Here is an 18,902-nt window from a genome sequence, read left to right as displayed (position 1 = left end):
ATGCTCACTCTTTCTTATTTTTCTTAATATACCCCTCAAAATCCCGAGGCGGATTGCAATATATTTCAAGCTGCTTTGCGAGAAACGGATGATAGAAGACAAGATGGAAACAATGCAGACCTTGACGCTGCAAAGGAAGAGAATTTTTGCCGTCATAAAGAGTATCTGCTACGAGCGGATGCCCAATTGCTTTGCTGTGAACCCTGATTTGGTGAGTTCGACCAGAATGAAGTCTTACTCTGTACAAAGAAGCATCCCTCAGTTTCTTTTCTAAAAAGTATTCGCTTGAAGACGGCTTTCCGTCCTCAGTTATTGTTCGCTTAATCATGCTGCCAGGTTCTCTTCCAATCGGCAGATTGACAAAAAAGTGTTGTCGATTAACTTTACCAGACAGCAAAGCCAAATACTCTTTTTTAATCGAGTGGTCATGAACCTGTTTGTCAATTAACGCATGCGCATATCGATGCTTGGCAATCAAAACAATTCCTGTCGTGTCACGGTCAAGCCTCGTAATTACGTGAACTACCGTATCCTTGATGCCGCGAAGCTCGTAATATCCGACGACTCGATTAACCAACGAATCGTACCGATGTTTTTTATCAGGAGAAGGAATCGTTGCCAAATGCGCTGGTTTGTCAACAATCAAAAAATCTCGATCCTCATAAAGAATTTTAAGCGGCACGTATGACGGAATCACAGGCTCTTTTCTGACCCTTTCAGGCGGCATCGTCAATGTCACGACTGCATTGGGAAAAATCATGTCCAGTTTCCGACCGGAAGTTCCGTCAACGTCAATCGCTCCGCCTTCATGTCTGATTTTTGCCAACAATCCTCTTGAAATCCCCTGCTGTCTCAGAAAAGTTTTTAAATGACAGGGATTCTTTCCTTGATAAACCAAACTAATCTTCATTTTCTGTTCCTATGAAAGCTTCCTGGACTCGTTGCCAAAAATGCATATGACGGTATTTGGCAAAATGAATCCTTTTTTTAGATATCTTATATTGTATTTCAACAATATCACGATTGTGATACGAATCGGAATCGACCGTCAAAACAAAATCGCTTCCTCGCATCGGTCTAAAGGTGATCCAGTCATTTGGAGCAACAATCATCGGAGAACTCAACGTTCTGAAAACACGATTGTTAATTGAGCTAATTTCTGCAATCTGCAAAACTTCGAGATTCGGATGAACCACGGCTCCCCCCAATGATTTGTTGTATGCGGTCGAGCCGGTCGGAGTTGAAACGCACAACCCGTCTCCTCTGAACCTTTCAAACAATTCCCCGCCTAAATACACGTCGGTCGTCATCGTTGAACTGATGCGCTTCAAAGTTGATTCATTCAAAGCAAGGTAATGAACTCGTTTCGGACAGTCTGCATATTTAACGCAAACTTCAAGTAACGGATAGCTTACGGACTGACCGTTATCGGATTCCAAACTAATTACAAGATCATCAACTTCTTCATCACGCCAATCTGTATAAAAGCCCAAATGACCCGTGTGTACGCCAACAAAACGAATCTTGTCAAGACGATTTTCATAGTGATGAAACGCCGATAAAAGCGTCCCGTCCCCACCGATTGAAATAACGACGTCAGGCTCTTTGTCGTCTAAAACGAAATGTCGCTCAGTAAAACGTTTTTCAAGCCTTTGCTTGACGTTTTGAGATTGTTTTCCATCATTTGCAAAAATTGCAACCTTCATGACCGTTTCCTTTCATCGTGATATTCTTTAATCATCTCAAATTGACTTGGGGGCTGCCCCTTTTCAATAAACTTGATCTTGTTGTTGAATAATTCCTGAGCCTCTTGAATTTCTTCACGAATACTAGACATTTCATTATCAAGCAAAAATGCGGCTTCTGCGCTTCTGGCAAGCCTTTCTTTCAGTTCTTTAGGGAACATGCCGCGATATTTGTATCCCAAAGAATGCTCAATCGTTGCCCAAAAATTCATTGCAAGCGTTCTTATTTGAATCTCAACTTTAATGTTTGTCTGCTCATCAAGCAACTGTACCGGATAACAAACGACGATATGATACGATCGATAACCGCTCGGCTTTTGATTCGCAATATAGTCGCGCTCTTCGATTATCTGCATATCACTTCTTTTTCTGATGATGTCAACAACCGTATAAATATCTTCCACGAACTGACACATGATTCTGATACCGGCAATATCCTCCATGTCATCAGCCAAACGTTCCTCTCTTATCTGGCGTCTAACCATTTTTTCTTTAATGCTTGCTACGGGTTTAACTCTTCCCGTAACGAACTCAATCGGGCAGTGTCCTTCTTTTTCAAACTGGCTCCTCAAAGTTCTGAATTTGAGTTTAAGTTCCTTAACTGCTTCTTCATACGGAAGCAAAAAATTTTCCCAGTCTCTCTCCATAAAAACACCGCCTTTCACCTACTTATCAAGTTTAACACAACAACACAATAAATTGTATGAACAAGATCAGGTAATATCGAAAAATGTTTTAAATAAAAAGATCGTTGAAAAAAGACAAGTTTCAACGTCTTCTAAGATATAAAAACAAGTGGCCGTTTTAAATTTTAATAGATTTCCATAAACTTTATAAAACATAGGAAACCTACGCAACCTCTTTTCAGAACTTGATGTTTTTTTGATTAATTTGAGCAAAATAATTGCAAAATTTCTTTTTTTTGCTAGAGTATAGTTAGAAATAATAATTCAACAAAGTGGAGGAATTGCCTTGCTTGAGTTGTATTTGTTCATTAATCCGCTTGGAAGCACTTGCTACCATGCAGAACAAAACATTTTAAAGCTCGTCGAATTGTCGAAGAGTAAGATTAGATTCAAATTTGTCCCGCTATTGAACATTAACTCAATCTCCTCGATTATGTCGTCGTACGGCATCGATGCTTGTGATTTGAAAAAACGAAATCAGATTTCCCAAGTCTTGTTTCGTTCAGCAATCGATTACAAAGCAGCGATGTTTCAGGGGACTAAACGCGGACGTAAATTCTTGATGACCATCCAACAAGAAATACATGAAAACCACCGCGATTACACGGATGAATTGGTTTTGGAATCAGCTGAAAAAAGCCGTCTCGACGTCGAAATGTTTTTAGCTGATCGCCAATCAGACCTTGCCGTTAAATGCTTCAAACAAGATCAGAAGTTGGCAGCAGATTTAAAAGTTCAAACGCACCCTACGCTTGTAGTCTATAACCTTGCCGGATATGATTGCGGTTTTTCCATCAAAGATTGCGATTCTTTGGAGGCCTTGGAAGATTTGCTCCTGTCAAATGATCCTAAGGATTTTATCTGTGATGATGCACGCGGTGCTTTGAAGAAAAATCTTCATACGAATCTTCATCCCCTTTTCAAACAAAAATAAGCTTGAAGGCAATGTCTTCAAGCTTATTTTTTATCCGTTATCAACCAATGAGTTTCTCCAATTCATTCAGTCGCTTTTCAAAGACGTCAAATGCTTTTTCAAGATACTCTTCATTCGTCATATCAACGCCAGCTTTTTTCATGATGTCAATTGGATATTCGCTCGATCCTGACTTCAAATATGTCAGATATGCTTGCGTATCGGCAGGATTATCATTTAGGATATTTTGTGCCAAAGTCGTTGCAGCAGCAAATCCCGTTGCATATTGATAGACGTAATAATTGTAGTAAAAATGAGGAATTCGTGCCCATTCAAGAGAAATTTCATCGTCATTAAAAATATCAGGCCCGTAGTAACGCTTATTTAGCTCGCCATAGTACTTGCTGATAACATCGGCAGTCAGCGGCTTGCCTGCAGCGTCTTGTTCATGGGACCATTTTTCAAATTCAGCAAATTGCGTCTGACGGAAAACCGTTCCCTTGAAACCATCGAGATAGTGATTTAAAACATATGCTTTAACTTTTTTGTCTTCAAAATGATCAAGCAAATATTGCGTCAATAGGTTTTCGTTTGTCGTTGAAGCAATTTCAGCAACAAAAATTGAATAATCCCCGTATTGATAAGGTTGATTATGACGAGTATAGTAGCTGTGAATCGTATGTCCCATTTCATGTACAAGCGTAAACAAATTATCAAGCGTATCCTGCCAATTGAGCAAAATGTACGGGGCAGTATCGTAAGATCCGCCAGAGTACGCTCCGCCACGCTTGCCCTGATTTGCCACAACGTCAATCCAACGATTGTCAAAAGCTTCTTTAACGTGAGAAAGATAATCGTCACCTAAAACAGCCAATGCTTTTAATGCTTCTTCCTTGGCTTCATCATACGTATATTTGAGGGTCGGCTCGCCCGCGATCGGCGTATACAGATCATACATATGCACCTCGTCAAGATTGAGCAATTTCTTCCTGAGCGCAACGTAGCGATGCAGTAAAGGCAAATGCTTATTCGTTACATTGATAAGCGTATCATAAACAGAGACCGGGATGTGATTGTTTGCCAAAGCGGCCTCTTGTGCCGTTGAGTAATTTCTGACTTTGGCAACGTAATTTTCAGTCCTGTTGTGTGAAGACAACGTCATAGCAAACGTATGACGAAACTGGCGATAAACCTTATACAAATTTTGGAAAGCTTCTTTGCGAACGCGACGATCCGTCGATTCGAGCAACGTTCCGTAGATCCCTTCTGAAAGCTCAACGTCATCACCGTTTTCATCCTTCATGACAGGGAATTTCAAATCAGCATCGTTCAAAACTTCAAAAGTGCTTTCAGGTGCACTGAAGATGTCGCTCGCACCGGCAAGCAATGCTTCTTCTTTGTCGCTTAAGACGTGATCTTTCATCTCAAACCATTCTCTGAGATTTTGTGAATATTCGTTAAGTTCCGGTGTCTGCTTCTTTGCCTCCTCAAGCTCTTCAATCGTCAAATGCAAGAGCTCCGGTTGAAACCAGGAAAGTTTTTCCGAAACTTCGGCCACAAGTTTTTGAACGGTTGCGTTCTTGGCTTGATTTTCAGCATTGGCAGTATCTTGATCATTCTTCATGCTTGCATAAACATAAACATTCTCAAGACGCCTTTGAATCGCAAACATTTCTTTAATTGCTTCGAGCAAGGTATCTCCGTTTTCCTTAAGCTTGCCCTGATATTTTTTGAAGCTCTCCGCTTCTTTTTTTACTTTGGCAAAATCTGCTTCGAAGTCCGTATCCGTAGCATAAATTTTCGTAAGATCCCATGTCAGTTCAACCGGAACTTCTTCACGTTTTGGAAGTTGTTTTACTTCAGCCATTTCTTTACCCCCTGTGGTTACAATTCTCAAATTGGTCAAATCAATCTGACAACTGAAATTCTACTAATATTTGAATTAAAAATCAAGTTTCTGCTTTCTCATAATTCGAATTTATCTGCGATTTCTTTATGACGTAACTGATATCTTTCTTCAGGATAGAATCAACTGAAGAAACAAACGGCATGAAGTAACAGTTTTCGCGCTTAATTTTAAAATATTTACTTTGCAGGCTGAAACTTTCGCCGCTAAACAAAGTCAAACTCAGGCTTGATTTCCAATAACACGAGTCTTCGCTATAAATAGGTTGATAATAATGCGGACTAACCATATCCCAAATCAATTCCTTGGCATCAATACACTTGGTATAACACGCCATTTGTAATTTTCTAATCTTGCCCTTTGAAAAATGAAGTCTCACTTCTAATTTTTTGCTTTGTTCTGCCCTCAAATCTGCGCTAAGACGATACATTTTCCACGAATGATTCCGGTTGAAAAAATCTCGCAGCTCTCTGAGACTTTTGACATAACCACGTAAATATCTGACTGGAAGAAAATCGGCTTTTTGAATCCCATAATCAATCTCGATTTTCTCGTTGATCGGATCTAAAAAAAGCAAATAAAAACCAAGCGAAGCATTCCAACGAATAAATTTCGCCGTAGCGTTCGTCAATTTTTTTCCTAACTTATATTTCTGCCCCAAAATCCAAAAAAAATTAAGTCCAATGCTCCTGTATCCGTTTGAACGCTCAACTAGTCTTTTAGGTGTTATCGGAGCGCATTGGTACTCCAACGCCAAATCATTCCGCCCTTGTCTTTTTACCAAAACATCCGGACGCTGTTTTAAATCGCTTAAATACGCTTCTGGCTGAACGCTATAACCCAAATCTTCCTCCCACTTTGCCAAAAGTTTCTTTCCTTTTAGATGAGCAACTGTCTCACCTTCCGTAAATAAATTGCAAGTCGATTTATAATGAGCAAAATGCACGGCTTTTTTTTGACCTTTTTTCAAATAAAGCTTTGCACCGCATCCTGGGACAGTAATAATTTTGATTTATTTTGGCATCCGTTGCCGAAACAAATTTTTTCATTTCATCTGCAGCATATAACAAAAAAACACCTCCACACATTATAAATGCGCAAGAGGCGTCAAAAATTTTTTATTTCTTTTGATTGAAATGATAACGCGCGATTTCAATTGCAGCGTGCTCCATAATCAGTTTGCCACGTTCGCGGACAACGTCAACTGAAAAGTTGACAGGATCACCGTATTCATATGCCAAAGACAAAGCATCCTTGACTTGATCTGAAGTCATCTCTGATTCAAAGAAAACTAATTCAAGAAAATACTGTCCGTCATATGCATAAAGGTTGGATACGACGTTGCTATACGGGAAAACGCTCGCCAATCCTATAAAGTTCTCAAAATTAACAAAATTTACCAAAAAGTGCTTTTGAGACTCATCTTCTGCATTCAAGTATCCAGAAACCCCATCTCCGTCATCATCAACAGTTTTGTTTCCTGCTGAATGAATGACGGATTCTTTTTTATCTTTTTCCTCTAACTGACTGCGTATGTAATCAGCCAACTCATTCGTAAAGACATCGCCGTTCTCGGTACCGTTGTTAAAATCATCAGGATCCTGATTTTCTGAATCATCATTTTTGATTGAATCCTCAATAGGTTTGTTCTGACTCGGATTACTTTTTGTAATCAACAGTTCCAAACCATTGCGATTAGGCATCAATTGAAAAGTAACCGCCTCATTGTTGCGAAATTCATGATCCTTATCCACTTCATCCAAAATACTGAAAAAGAAGCTTTCAATTTCACTTTGATTGCCAAGCAAATCGAGAACAGTAATCCCTCGTTCGGTTAAATCTTCATTTTCAAGCAACACTCTGATCGTATTGTCATTGATTTTTTCCATTTCCATAGGGACGTCCTCCTTTTCGATAATCTTGCAATTGAATTAAGTTGCAACCATTATCATATCAAAAAAAACAAGAAAAGGCTACCCAAAAAGGCAGCCTTGATTGAATTCTCAGTTAAAAACCTGCCAATTCCTGGGCACGGCGCAATTCCAACGCACGAACTTCGTGCGGAAGGAAACGACGAATTTCATCTTCGTTATAACCTACTTGCAGACGTTTCTCATCCATGATAATCGGACGACGCAACAAGCCAGGATGTCTTTGAACCAAATCCAACAAATCTTTCAAAGACAAATCATCGATATTGACATGCAAATCATGATAAACCTTTGAACGTGTCGAAATAATTTCTTCTGTACCGTCTTCCGTCATTTGAAGAATCTGTTTCAGTTCATCGACACTAAGCGGATTAGAAAAAATATTGCGTTCCGCATAAGGAATATTGTGTTCTTTCAACCATGCACGCGCCTTACGGCAAGATGTGCAACTTGGTGAAGTATACAAGGTAACCATTAAGAATCGCCCCTCTCAGATTTAAACTGATGCAACCATACAATATATATCCTCGTGTACTATTATACACCACTTTAAAAAATTTGATACCACTTTTTGTAATATTTTTGCAATAATCTTGATTTAGATTGCGTTAGAATGATTTAAAACACCGCCAAATATACGTTTACGTTCAAATTCTTTACCTTTACTTAAAAAGTTAAGAAATAATTAACATATATTCAGCCATCCATTTAAAAAGCATCCTTGAAAATATTGATTAAAAGAAATCCAAGCGCTATAATTCCTATTAAAACATATCGGATGGTGTTAAAATGGAAAAAGAACTGACAGGCTTTACGAACATTCAGAAACTGGATCCGGAAATCATCGTTGATCTTAAGTATGCAACGCCCGACAACTTTACGGGAAAAGTCGTTTATGACTTTCAAACCGCCATTGCTCGAACAGGGACAGCAAAAAAACTTGCGCATGCCAGCAAATTAGTCAAAGACCAAGGATATCGCTTAAAAATCTGGGATGCATATCGCCCTGTTTCAGCACAAAAAAGACTTTTCGAAGTCTATCCGGATCCTAAATTCGTTGCGAAACCCAATCCTGACTTCAGTCACCAAAAAGGCGTCACCTTTGATTTAACGCTGACTGACATGAAGGGCCGCGAAGTCGAAATGAAAACCGGATTTGACGACTTCACCGAACATGCATTACGAAATGCAAAAAGAACCCCTCTCCAAGAAGAACATTACCAAATTTTGGACAAGGCTATGACTGAAGCGGGATTTGTCGGCTATGTCAACGAGTGGTGGGACTATCGTGACTCTCAAATGGATGAATATAAGCCTTTGCTTGCAGATCCGAATGATTATAAGATATGAAAAAGAGGCTGAGAAAAAAGTCCCGTTTTCCTCTTGAAATAAATGAAATACCGAACGAAGGCGGTCAATTTGCGACTTTTTTCCAGCATTTTTTAAATACGGTGCTGCTCAACTAATCTAGTCAAAATCTCATGCAAATTTGCCGCCAGCCTCTTTTCGGATATTTCCATCATGGAATGAGATTGTCATATATGCAAAAAACCGGATCAGATTTGCACTTGATTGCAAATCATCCGGTTTTTCAATTGAGACATAGTTTTTTCCCAGCCTCTTTTCTTATCTGACCAGACCTTCCCAAATAACGACCTCGCCCTTTTCAAATGATTTTTTAACATCAACGATTCTTTGATTGGAACTTCCCCTGAATTGCAGCGTCAAGTCCTTCAGATCTTCTCTGAAGCGTCCGTCAACAAGAATATCGATACTATGTAACAGTTCAAGCTTGTCTTCTGAATCAAGCAGCAGTTCATCCCACGTATAACCGCTCCAAGACCAAATATCCTTGATATCTCCGTACTCTTTTCTGATTCTCTTGACCAATTTCAAACAAACATCAGTATTTAAAAATGGCTCACCGCCAAGCAGCGTTAATCCTTGAACGTAATCTTCGCCAAGATCCTCAATTATCTGATCTTCAAGTTCTTGCGTATAGGGTTTGCCGTAATGAAAATTTTGTGCAACCTTGTTATAGCATCCAGGACACGCAAACAAACATCCGCTGACGTAAAGACTGCACCTGACCCCTTCACCGTCGACAAAATTGAATGGTTTGTAGTCAGCAATATAGTTTTGTGACAACTCGCTTGAAAGCCACTCTTTCGGCTGTGGATTCCTGGGCTTTTTAGGTATGCGAGAACGTCGTTTGAAATTTTTTTTGTCGGCATTTCCTTTATCCAGATCGGATTGAGTAATAAAACAAGTATCACCGCCAATGCTTACCCGAATCTGACTATCATTCAACATCTTCAGCCATCCTCTCGGTCATGTTCTTGACGCGTGACGAAATCTCAACGTGACGTCCGTGCACCATCGGACGCTGCAAAGGATTCCCAAGATAGCCGCAAGTTCTTTTGACGCAATCGCAAGTCTTCGGATCGTGATTGCCGCACGTTGGACACTCAAAGCCGCGCTCCGTCGCTTTGAATTCGCCTTGAAAACCGCACTTATAGCAATGATCGATCGGCGTATTGGTTCCAAGATAGCCGACCTTATCATAAGCCCAATCCCAAACGGCTTCCAAAGCTTTCGGATTTTGACGCAAATTAGGGTATTCACAGTAATGAATAAACCCGCCTGAAGCATATTTCGGATAGTCCATTTCGAATGAAAGCTTCTCAAATGGAGTCGGATGCTTTCTGACGTCATAATGAAAACTGTTCGTGTAGTATTCCTTATCCGTAATATCTTTAATCTTGCCGAATTTTTCAGTATCCAACCGACAGAAACGATCCGTCAGCGACTCGCTTGGAGTCGAGTAAACACTATAATGATAGCCGCTTTGCGCAGACCACTCTACACAGGCATCGTGCAATTTCTTAACGATTGACAGCGTAAAATCATGAGCTTCCTTGTTATGTTCCCAGTTCGGCCCATAGAAGACTGTTCCGACTTCATATAGGCCGATATAGCCCAATGAAACCGTTGCACGTTCATTTTTAAACAACTCATTTACGTCTTCTCCCGGCTTGAGACGCTTGCCAAATGCACCGTATTGATAAAGAATCGGAGCATTTTCAGGAATGGCATCCAAAACGCGCTTGACTTTGAACTTGAGCGCAGTATGACATACGTCAAGGCGTTCATCGAATATTTCCCAAAAAAGATCCATGTCGCCATTTGATTCAAGTGCGATTCGCGGAAGGTTCATGGTCACGACTCCGAGGTTCATTCGGCCTGAATTGACTTCATTTCCTTCATCGTCTTTCCAGCCTTGAAGAAAAGAGCGACACCCCATCGGTGCTTTGAAGCTTCCAGTCAGTTCAACTATCTTGTCATACATCAAAACGTCAGGATACATGCGTTTCGTAGCACACTCAACCGCAAGCTGCTTGATGTCATAATTTGGATCGCCAGGCTTGAGATTCAAGCCTTTTTTCAACGTAAAAACGAGTTTCGGAAAAATTGCCGTACGTTTTTCGCGACCGAGTCCTGCAATTCTGATTCTCAAAATCGATTTTTGAATCTCACGAGAAATCCAGGAAGTTCCAAGGCCAAATCCGAGCGTTGTAAACGGCGTCTGTCCTTGTGACGAAAACAGGGTATTGATTTCGTATTCCAAAGCCTGCATCGCATCGTAGATATCTTTTTTGGTCCTTTTCTTGGCAAATTCGACTTGCTTTTCAGGATTTTCGATGTAATCCCTGGATTCAGCCAAATGTTTCTCATAATTACGCATTGCAAACGGTTCAAGAACCTCATCCACACGGTCTGCCGAACACCCGCCATATTGACTGGAAGCCACGTTTGCAATAATCTGAGACATTTGTGCCGTTGCAGTTTGAATCGAATGAGGACTTTCAACCTCTGCATTTCCGATTTTAAATCCGTTCGTCAGCATTTCTCTGAAATCAATCAGACAGCAATTCGTCATCGGACTCCACGGAGTATAGTCAAGATCATGATAATGAATGTCGCCGCGAAGATGTGCTTTGGCAACATGTTCAGGCATCAAGCGCAATCCAAGCGTTTTGCCAACCGTTCCCGCGGTCAGATCGCGCTGCGTATTGAAAACGTTGCTGTCCTTATTGGCATTTTCATGCACAAGTGTCGGATCCTTCTTTTGAAGTCGTGTCAAACGTTCAGTAGGATCCGTTTGTTTTTGCCATTCTTCTTCCTTGACCTTGTGTTTAGTGATGAAACTTTCAGCTTCATCGTCAAAATTGTTTTCTTTCAAAGTCGCAATGACTGCATCATAGATTTCAGCCGTTTCAACCGTATCTTGATCGACAAATTTATTAATAACCGACCAAATCAATTCATCGCTTTGGTCTTCCAAACCGAGGGCGCTGAAAATATATTTTAATTTATATGACGCAAAGGGCATCCTGTATCCATCGCGCTTGATGACCGACCCCGGCCTTTTTGTCACTTTTTTTTCATCATTTTTTAATTCAATCATTCAAGTCAACCCCCGAGTCAAAATTTTCATTATCATTTGCCAGTATAAAAACAAGCTGTTCCGTTCATGTAAGGTCGGTATGTCTCCCTGACCTTCCAGCATATTCTATATTATAACGAAAACAACAAAAACACAATATATAGGGCCTGAAGAAAAATAACAATGCTAGATATAGAGCGTGTGAAACTTTTATAAAAACCTTTTTACATTGGGGTTGACTGCCTGTGAAACATTTTTATTTCAAAAAACATGAAGCACCGACACAATATATGGTGTTATAATTGATACAATAACTCGGGATGACGGAAAGTTTCCCGATAATTATGAGAAGGTGAAATTTTGGAAATCGATTTAAACAAGATTACAGAACAAATACGGAGCGGATTAACCGAATTGCTGAATCAAGCAAACCTTCATGAGGGCGATCTGGTTGTTTTAGGATGCAGCACAAGCGAAATTCAAGGTAAGCACATTGGAAAATACCCCAGCGTCGACGTTGGCCGTACGGTTGTTTCTGCCGTTATGGAAGTTTTAAAACCGCGAAAGCTGTATTTGGCCGTCCAAGGATGCGAACACTTGAATCGCGCCCTTGTCGTCGAAAGAAAAATCGCTGAAGAAAAAAACTTCGAAATCGTCACCGTTTTTCCAAGCGAACATGCCGGCGGATCTTGCCAAATCGCCGCATTCGAGCAAATGGACGATCCCGTTGAAGTTGAACACGTCATCGCGCAGGCAGGAATGGACATCGGAGATACGTCAATCGGCATGCACGTAAAATTTGTCCAAATTCCGGTCAGAACGTCCGTCAAGGAAATCGGATTCGCGCATGCAACATATCTTCGCTCACGTCCGAAATTAATTGGAGGAGAACGTGCAAAGTACAAGTGGGATCCATTCGGATAGTGCTTTGATTCAGCTGGTTTTTTCATTCCCGGCTTAAAATACAGTCAAATTTGCTGCGTGAAAAGCATAATCAAAAAGGCAGCCGTGCTCAAAAACACGGTTGCCTTTTTAGTCTCAATCTTCAATCAAGTCAAAACAATATCCGTACGCGTCGTTTTTCTATCTGTATCTTGGCCCGTTGTCCCCCATCAAATGAGCCAACTGACCTTGAAACTCGCTTCTGTATCGTTCGATCTCATGGCTGCCTGCAGAAGAATCAACGGCTTCCCCGTGTTCCCCGGCATCCAAACCAACAATTTCTTCTTCTTCAGTAACACGCATCGGAATAAAGCAACGCAAAATCGCAATCAAAATAAATGATAGCACGGTCGTAAAAATAATCGTTACGACGGTCCCCATGATTTGTATCAAAAACAAATGGACTCCGCCGCCGTAGAAAAGACCATTTTCAACGATGCCCGAGTTGGCAGCCTTCGTAGCAAACACGCCTGTCAATACGGATCCGGCAATGCCTGAAACGCCATGACATCCAAAAGCGTCAAGAGGATCATCAAATTTCATCTTTGGCTTGATGTGAGTAATGAATGCGAAACTCGTGCACGTGCAAATAATACCGATGAAAAATGCTCCAACGACCGTAACATAGCCTGCGCCAGGCGTAATGCCGACCAAGCCGCATAAAGCACCCGTACATACACCGACAAGCGTTGGTTTTCCGTCAACCTTCATTTCAATCAGCATCCACGCCATCATTGCGCTGCCGGTTGCAACAGTAGTCGTAATAAACGCCTGCAAAGCAATCTTGTCGGCTGCCAAAGCCGAGCCGGCATTGAATCCGTACCATCCGATCCAAAGAATGGCCGTTCCAAGAAGAACCCAGGGAAGATCATAGTGTTCCGTTTCACGCTTCAAACGAGGTCCAAGACAAATTGAAAGAATCAATGCCGTGATCCCGGCATTAATATGAACAACGGTCCCACCGGCAAAGTCAAGCACTCCTGCTTTGAACATTAATCCTGACGGGCTCCAAACCATATGTACGAGCGGATAATAAATAACTAAAGTCCAGCAGATAATAAAGACAAGCAAAAAATTGAATCGCATGCGTCCAACAATGGCTCCAACAAACAATGCGGGTGTAATCAATGCAAACATCATTTCAAAAATCAAATAAGTTCCAAGGTTGATTCCGGCATCCTTATTCACGATTGAACCGATATTGACGCCGCTTAAAAACAAATGCTTAACTTGCCCGATAATGCCGCCAATATCGCCATTAAAGCAAAGCTCATATCCGACAAAGCAAAACAGCAAAACCGCCACTCCACAAATAATAAAAACCGAAAGCATCGTATTGACAACGTTCTTTCTTGAAACCAAGCCCCCATAGAAGAAAGCCAATCCAGGCGTCATACAAAAAACCAAAATGCTGGAAACGATCAAAAAGACCGTATTAGCTCCATTCAACATATCAACCATTCCCTTCTGCTTTATGTCATAAATTCTAACACAGCTTTAGCTAATTGCAAGCGATTTTTAAGAAAAACATTATAAAAACGTTTTCTTGTGTAAAAAGATATAACATAAATCGATTTATTTTGATTTTGAATTTCAGGTAAAAAAAGAGACTGAATTCAATCATTCAGTCTCAAAAAATTATTTAATCTTTTTAATCATTCCGTTCAGACAATCAGTGATTTCTTCAGGAAGCTGTGCATGCGGATGCGTTTCTTCATATCTTTCGATCCAATCACGACGAATTTCAAATCGACTGGCAAGTTCTTCTTTATATTCCTCATCTGAAAAATCCAGGGCATAGCCGTCAAGCGGCATATAGCTCATGTTGTCAAGCGGCCCGAACGGTTTCCAAACATCAGCACCGGTTGCAATGTCTTCAAGAATCTTCAGCGTTAAGTTCTTATCGATATCCCGTCCATTAAAATCAGCAGTATTGACAATATAGCAATCAACGCCATTTTCAAACAATTCCTTAAAATCGGCATAGTCTTCAGAAAGAAGATAAGCCCTGAAAGGATCGGCAAAAGGCTCAATCACTAATGCATCTCTAGCCGTTTTCGCAACGTTTTCAGCCGTCGAACGTTTGGTTGCAAGCGTCACGCCGAAAGTTGCTGCAGTCACCGGATCCTCAAGTTTGACGACCGGAGGCAAACTGTTGTCTTTCATGATCCAAAAAATCGACGTTATCGGTGCTTTTTCACGATCAACGCGGTTAACTGAAGCATAACGCGACTTAATCGTACGTCCATTGCCATTGCGAAGGTCTTCCGTTACCAAAACTTTTTTGCCGTCAGCGTCCAAAGTTACGCCAACATTCATCACGGTTGTAAAATAGTTCGTTTCCTTCGTCCCCGGCAGATAATCGTTTGTCTTATCAAAATATGACGGTTCAAGCGCAACTGAGCTCCCGTCTTTTCGATTGATCACGAACGCATCGTCATGCAAAACAGTAATATCGAACTTGCCGTTATGCTTTGCGTGAGTCAACGTTGACTTTCCGGACCCTGAAAGTCCGTAAAATGCAAAAACCTTGTCATCCTTGTCTTTGAAATGAAAAGCCTTTTCTCCGCCATGACAAGCAGCATAGCCGTTTCTGTGAGCAGTTGCCCAAGCAAGCGTCAAGGTCGCTTTCTTCAATTCCCCGAAATAGCGCAATCCCAAAACAGCCGCTGCGTTGTGCTTGGCATCGATAATTACGAGACCGTCAGGATAAGCTGCATCATGCCACGATGGATCGGCATAAAGATAGATATCGCCTTCATCATACTGTTTTGAATTTTCGTAACGTTTCTCATATTCGTCGTTTAAAAATTGAAAATTCAGCATGTATGACAAAAGATTGACTTCAAACCCTTCCGCAATCGCAAGGTGCGCTTTCAGCATAAACTCTTCATCAAGCCCTACGACCACGTCGGTCTTATAAAATTTACGACTCCTGGCAGAATAAATTGCTTCGCGCAAAACACCGTCAAGCTTGTCATCATCAGATTCAGGTGAACCGATGAGCCTCCTTGCTTTGGCCGTCCTTCCGACAACGTCTCCATGATTGTCAACGATCATCTTTGCGTCATCCGGAAGGCCCAGCTCTTTCGTATGAATAATCGGCAGATTGGTAACTATTGTCGCACTGGATTTTTCAGCCAGACGATAGGCTTGTTCAACGCTTGCGACATCAACGACGTTGTTTCCGTAAAATGCAGATTCAATCGTCGTTCTTGTTCTTGAGAAAATATGATTCTCCTTCGTAATCTCTTCTTCAGCAAATCTCTCACGCGTACTCATACAAACCACTCCTTAGAAATCGTTTTCACAAATATAGTATATCACTAGCCCTCACAACATACAATTTTTTCAATACTAATCGGAACAATTGTCTCAAAAAACAGCCGGTCTCTGAATGAAACCGGCTGTTAAATCATTAACCTTTTTTAGCGTTTATCTTATGGACGTCAACCAACGGGCATCCCTGATCATGACAAGAATCGCAATGTCCTTTGCTTCTTTTGATAAAACGCGTATATACAATATAGAAAAAAGCACCAAAAATCAAAACAGACAAAATTACCGTAGCAATCATTTAAATTCCTTCTTTCGCAAGCTGACTTTCAGCATCAACGGTCTTGGCTGGACGCTTGATAACCAATCCATAAGCAAAAATCAAAATGCCAATGGCTACGCCTAAAACGTTAAGCCACGTATAGCTTCCGGAGAGAATAACCGATGACTGGCAAATGACCAATGCGGCAAGGTACGCAAGAAGCGTCTGATATCCTACTGCTCTAAGCGTCCATTTGTAATCTCCAAACTCTTTGTTCATTGCACTGATTGCCGCAAAGCACGGCGCACACAGCAGATTGAAAACCAAAAAGGAGTAAGCGCCAAATGAAGAGAAATGCGACAGCATGAGTTTGTCGAAGACTGCGTTTGACGGATTGCCAAACGTAACCTGAATCGTGCTGATGCAATTTTCCTTGGCGATCAGGCCGGCAAAACCCGCGGCGCATGCATGCCAATCGCCAAATCCGAGCGGTTTGAAAATCGGAACGAAAATCGAACCGATCGTCTTGAGCATGCTTTCTTGCTGAGAAACCATCTGCATCTTAAAGTTGAACGAGGAAAGAAACCAGATAAGGACCATTGAAGCAAAAATAATCGTGCCGGCCTTTTGAATAAAGGCAATCGAACGCTCATAAGAATAACGCAAAATGTTTAAAACCTTCGGCAGGTGATAGGCAGGAAGTTCCATGACGAACGGCTGCGTCTCACCGGCAAACAACTGTGTTTTTTTCAAGAAGATGCCGGAACAAACGACGGCAGCCATTCCGATAAAATATGCTGACGGTGCAACCCAGCTCTGGTGCGGAAAGAAAGTCCCCGAAATCAGACCGATAATCGTCAATTTGGCCGAACAAGGCATGAAAGTCGTCAGCATAATCGTCATTTTGCGATCTTTTTCGCTTTCAATCGTTCTCGTTGACATGATTCCCGGCACGCCGCAACCTGTCGAAATAAGCAACGGAATAAAAGATTTGCCGGAGAGATTGAAACGGTGAAAAATGCGATCCATGACAAATGCAACGCGTGCCATGTAGCCGCAATCCTCCAAGATGCCAAGACACAGGAAAAGGACTGCAATTTGCGGAACAAAGCCTAAGACTGCCCCGACACCGCCAATAATGCCATCGATTATAAGTCCCTGCATCCACGAAGCAACGTGCCAGCTTTTAAGCAGCACAGTTGCCGTATCAGGAACAAGTTCTCCGAACAAAACGTCATTGACCCAGTCAGAGCCTGCACCGCCAATCGTTTGAATCGAAATATAGTACACGAGCCACATGACCAAAACAAAAATCGGCAGCGCAAGGATTCTGTTCGTTACCACCATATCCACATAGTCAGATGCCGTCATGACAAAGTCTTTTTCGTTGACGATGCTCATGTCAACGACGCGAGCGATGAAGTCGTAACGAGCATTGGCAACGATGCTCCCGGTCTCGTCGCCAAAAACTTTTTCAGCCGTTTTGATAAGTTCTTCGATTTCGCTGCGACGCGTCGAATCAAGCGCGACGTTTCCCCAAACGTCATCATCTTGCTCAAAGAACTTGATTGCATAAAAGCGCAGATCTTCATCAGACACAACTCCGCGAAGCTGGTCTTCGATCATTGACAGAGCCGATTCAAGGCGATCGTCATACTTGGGAAAAGAATATTCTTTGTGCTTTTCTTCAATCATCATATCGATCAGCACATCCAGATTAGTCTTCTTCAAAGCACTGATTCCGATTACCGGAACGCCCAACAGATACTCCATTTTCTTCAAGTTGATGTGCTTGCCCTGCTTTTTGAGCAAGTCCACCATGTTGACTGCACAGATTATCGGAAGTCCGGTTTCCATCAATTGCAATGTCAAATACAGATTTCGCTCCAAATTCGTTCCGTCGATCACGTTGACGATTACGTCCGGACGTCCATCAATCAAATATCTTCTGGAAACGACTTCTTCCGGACTGTATGGAGACAAAGAATAGATGCCCGGAAGATCTTGAATGACGACATCCTTGTGTTTTTTCAGGCGTCCGGATTTCTTTTCAACAGTAACTCCGGGCCAGTTTCCGACAAATTGGTTGGCACCGGTCAAAGCATTGAACAAAGTCGTCTTTCCGCAGTTTGCATTTCCGGCAAGAGCAACGTTAATCATAAGCTCGCCTCCTTAACCATGATGTTTGCGGCTTCACTCTTTCGCAACGAAAGTTTGTATCCGCGAAGAGTCAGTTCAACAGGATCGCCCAACGGTGCAACCTGCTGGACGGTCACGATCGTATTACGGGTCAGCCCCATATCCATTAAACGACGACGCAGTTCCTTTGATCCGTTCAGTCTGACGACCACGCCAGATTTTTTCAACGGAATCGAATCCAAAGAAACAAGATCCTTATCGTCAAGGCTGCCAAGATCCAAAACTTCGATGCACTCAGCCATTTCAGGACTGACGGCAAGTCTTTGACCTTGAAAATAAATCAGCAGTCCGCTGTTTGAATCAGCCGTCGCAATCACCGTAACTACTTTGCCACGAACCATCCCCAACTCTGCCAAGCGGCGCACCAACGTTCTTGAACCATCAATTTTTGAAATGATGCAACGCCCCTCGCGCTTGATTTGTGCCAATGTTTGCATTTCTCTTTCCTCCTGAACACGCCTGTTTTAGTTTCTAATTGAGAACTGTTATCATTTATGTTATTAAGCGTATCACGAAATCTATCTTTTATCAATGCAAAATTAGAAAAAAATGTGAATCTTATTCAAACCTCTCGCTGCCTGATTGATTGCTTTGC

The 18,902-nt window shown here is 41.6% G+C and carries 17 protein-coding genes; 3 read left to right on the top strand and 14 right to left on the bottom strand.

Annotated elements, in window-relative coordinates:
• Positions 1–4 precede the first annotated feature (4 nt).
• The 3 genes from LRC_RS04205 to yjbM are packed head-to-tail and all read right to left on the bottom strand — an operon-like array spanning position 5 to position 2,392.
• A complete protein-coding gene (locus LRC_RS04205) occupies positions 5–910 on the bottom strand; it encodes an RluA family pseudouridine synthase (RefSeq protein ID WP_014073274.1) in 906 nt (301 codons plus the stop codon).
• Positions 900–1,706 (bottom strand): NAD kinase, encoded by an 807-nt coding sequence (locus LRC_RS04200; RefSeq protein ID WP_014073273.1) that lies wholly within the window; start codon positions 1,704–1,706, stop codon positions 900–902. The genes LRC_RS04205 and LRC_RS04200 overlap by 11 nt, the downstream gene beginning before the upstream one ends.
• Positions 1,703–2,392: a GTP diphosphokinase gene (gene yjbM / locus LRC_RS04195; RefSeq protein ID WP_014073272.1), complete on the bottom strand. Its 690-nt coding sequence runs from the start codon at positions 2,390–2,392 to the stop codon at positions 1,703–1,705. Before yjbM ends, LRC_RS04200 begins: the two co-directional genes overlap by 4 nt.
• A gap of 325 nt (positions 2,393–2,717) precedes the next feature.
• On the opposite strand from yjbM, the gene LRC_RS04190 reads away from it, so the two are divergent.
• Positions 2,718–3,365 carry a ClpXP adapter SpxH family protein gene (locus tag LRC_RS04190; protein WP_014073271.1) on the top strand — a complete coding sequence of 216 codons (648 nt, stop codon included), beginning with the start codon at positions 2,718–2,720 and terminating at the stop codon, positions 3,363–3,365.
• Between the two features lie 40 nt (positions 3,366–3,405).
• Here LRC_RS04190 and pepF read toward each other — a convergent pair whose 3' ends face one another.
• From pepF to spxA, 4 genes are all read right to left on the bottom strand, one after another.
• Positions 3,406–5,211 carry an oligoendopeptidase F gene (pepF, locus tag LRC_RS04185; RefSeq protein ID WP_014073270.1) on the bottom strand — a complete coding sequence of 602 codons (1,806 nt, stop codon included), beginning with the start codon at positions 5,209–5,211 and terminating at the stop codon, positions 3,406–3,408.
• Between the two features lie 82 nt (positions 5,212–5,293).
• Positions 5,294–6,253: a competence protein CoiA gene (locus LRC_RS04180; RefSeq protein ID WP_074786575.1), complete on the bottom strand. Its 960-nt coding sequence runs from the start codon at positions 6,251–6,253 to the stop codon at positions 5,294–5,296.
• 115 nt (positions 6,254–6,368) lie between these two features.
• Positions 6,369–7,145 (bottom strand): adaptor protein MecA, encoded by a 777-nt coding sequence (locus LRC_RS04175; protein WP_014073268.1) that lies wholly within the window; start codon positions 7,143–7,145, stop codon positions 6,369–6,371.
• A gap of 112 nt (positions 7,146–7,257) precedes the next feature.
• Positions 7,258–7,656, bottom strand: coding sequence for a transcriptional regulator SpxA (gene spxA, locus LRC_RS04170; RefSeq protein WP_014073267.1), 399 nt, complete (start codon positions 7,654–7,656; stop codon positions 7,258–7,260).
• A gap of 314 nt (positions 7,657–7,970) precedes the next feature.
• On the opposite strand from spxA, the gene LRC_RS04165 reads away from it, so the two are divergent.
• The gene (locus tag LRC_RS04165; RefSeq protein WP_014073266.1) at positions 7,971–8,531 is read left to right on the top strand and encodes a M15 family metallopeptidase; all 561 of its coding nucleotides are present in this window, start codon (positions 7,971–7,973) and stop codon (positions 8,529–8,531) included.
• 276 nt (positions 8,532–8,807) lie between these two features.
• Here the strand turns inward: LRC_RS04165 and nrdG are convergent, their stop codons facing one another.
• The gene (gene nrdG, locus LRC_RS04160) at positions 8,808–9,494 is read right to left on the bottom strand and encodes an anaerobic ribonucleoside-triphosphate reductase activating protein (protein WP_014073265.1); all 687 of its coding nucleotides are present in this window, start codon (positions 9,492–9,494) and stop codon (positions 8,808–8,810) included.
• On the bottom strand, positions 9,484–11,649 hold the full coding sequence (nrdD, locus tag LRC_RS04155) for an anaerobic ribonucleoside-triphosphate reductase (RefSeq protein WP_014073264.1): 2,166 nt from the start codon (positions 11,647–11,649) through the stop codon (positions 9,484–9,486). The genes nrdG and nrdD overlap by 11 nt, the downstream gene beginning before the upstream one ends.
• A 339-nt stretch (positions 11,650–11,988) precedes the next feature.
• Between nrdD and LRC_RS04150 the strand changes: the two genes are divergently transcribed.
• Entirely contained in the window at positions 11,989–12,552 is a 564-nt protein-coding gene (locus tag LRC_RS04150; protein ID WP_014073263.1) for a TIGR01440 family protein, read from the top strand.
• Between the two features lie 159 nt (positions 12,553–12,711).
• On the opposite strand, the gene LRC_RS04145 is transcribed toward LRC_RS04150, so the two are convergent.
• From LRC_RS04145 to LRC_RS04130, 5 genes are all read right to left on the bottom strand, one after another.
• Positions 12,712–14,022 carry an ammonium transporter gene (locus LRC_RS04145; RefSeq protein WP_014073262.1) on the bottom strand — a complete coding sequence of 437 codons (1,311 nt, stop codon included), beginning with the start codon at positions 14,020–14,022 and terminating at the stop codon, positions 12,712–12,714.
• Between the two features lie 186 nt (positions 14,023–14,208).
• A complete protein-coding gene (locus tag LRC_RS04140) occupies positions 14,209–15,852 on the bottom strand; it encodes a phosphoenolpyruvate carboxykinase (ATP) (protein ID WP_014073261.1) in 1,644 nt (547 codons plus the stop codon).
• A 136-nt stretch (positions 15,853–15,988) separates the two neighbouring features.
• Positions 15,989–16,147: a FeoB-associated Cys-rich membrane protein gene (locus LRC_RS12350; protein ID WP_003693535.1), complete on the bottom strand. Its 159-nt coding sequence runs from the start codon at positions 16,145–16,147 to the stop codon at positions 15,989–15,991.
• Positions 16,148–18,268, bottom strand: coding sequence for a ferrous iron transport protein B (feoB, locus tag LRC_RS04135; RefSeq protein ID WP_014073260.1), 2,121 nt, complete (start codon positions 18,266–18,268; stop codon positions 16,148–16,150).
• Positions 18,265–18,744 (bottom strand): FeoA family protein, encoded by a 480-nt coding sequence (locus LRC_RS04130; protein WP_014073259.1) that lies wholly within the window; start codon positions 18,742–18,744, stop codon positions 18,265–18,267. Before LRC_RS04130 ends, feoB begins: the two co-directional genes overlap by 4 nt.
• Positions 18,745–18,902: the final 158 nt, after the last annotated feature.

It is taken from the genome of Ligilactobacillus ruminis ATCC 27782, from assembly GCF_000224985.1.
GTDB classification, from domain to species: Bacteria; Bacillota; Bacilli; order Lactobacillales; family Lactobacillaceae; genus Ligilactobacillus; species Ligilactobacillus ruminis.
Note: the sequence above shows the minus strand (reverse complement) of the source record. Positions and strands in the feature narration are given on the sequence as shown.